Here is a 1040-nt window from a genome sequence, read left to right on the forward strand (position 1 = left end):
GTGATGCGCAGGACCTCGCGGACGGTGAGTTCGTGCTCGGCCTCGATGCGTGCGAAGACGTGCTTGAGGTGGTCGGGGACGAGGGTGTCGACGTAGTGGCGGGCGATCCGTAGGTCGGTCTTGGCCAGGGTCATCTCGACGTTGGACAGGAAGTTGCGGAAGAAGTGCCAGCGTCCGCCCATCTCGGCGAGGACGTCCTCCTGGCCGGCCTCGCGCAGGGCCTTGAGGCCGGAGCCGACGCCGTACCAGCCGGGGACGATCTGGCGGGACTGGGTCCAGCCGAAGACCCAGGGGATGGCGCGCAGGCCGTCGAGGCCGGCGCCGGAGTCGGGGCGGCGGGAGGGTCGGGAGCCGAGGTGGAGGTCGGCGAGTTGGTCGACGGGGGTCGCGGCGAAGAAGTACGAGGGCAGGTCGGGGTCCTCGACGAGCGCCCGGTAGGCGGCGTGGGCGGCGTCGGAGACGACGTCCATGGCGGCGTCCCAGCGGGTGAGGGCCTCGTCGGACTGGCGGGGTGCGGTGTGCAGGGCGGAGGCCTGCAGGGTGGCCGCGACGGTCAGTTCGAGGTTCTCCCGGGCGAGGGAGGGGACGAGGTACTTGTCGGAGATGACCTCGCCCTGTTCGGTGACCTTGATCTCGCCTTCGAGGGTGCCCCAGGGTTGGGCGAGGATCGCGTCGTGGGAGGGGCCGCCGCCGCGGCCGACGGTGCCGCCGCGGCCGTGGAAGAGGCGCAGGCGGACGCCGTAGCGGTGGGCGACGTCGCGCAGTCGGCGCTGGGCGCGGTGGATCTCCCACTGGCTGGTGGTGATGCCGCCGAACTTGGAGGAGTCGGAGTAGCCGAGCATGACCTCCTGGACGTCGCCGCGCAGGGAGACCAGGCGTCGGTAGGAGGGGTCGGCGAGCATCTCGTCGAGGATGACGTCGGCGGCGCGCAGCTCGTCGGTGGTCTCCAGGAGCGGGACGATACCGATCTTCGCCCAGCCGGTGTGGAGATCGATGAGCCCGGCCTCACGGGCCAGGACGGCGGCCGCGAACACGTCGTC

The 1040-nt window shown here is 71.5% G+C and carries 1 protein-coding gene; it reads right to left on the bottom strand.

Annotated features, from left to right (window positions below; genetic code table 11):
- Positions 1–1040, bottom strand: a 1040-nt coding sequence (locus ACGFYY_RS42405) for a phosphoenolpyruvate carboxylase (protein WP_393718005.1), incomplete at both ends; no start/stop codon positions are given.

Origin of the sequence: Streptomyces sp. NPDC048331, assembly GCF_043201215.1 — a bacterium.
Classification (GTDB): Bacteria; Actinomycetota; Actinomycetes; order Streptomycetales; family Streptomycetaceae; genus Streptomyces.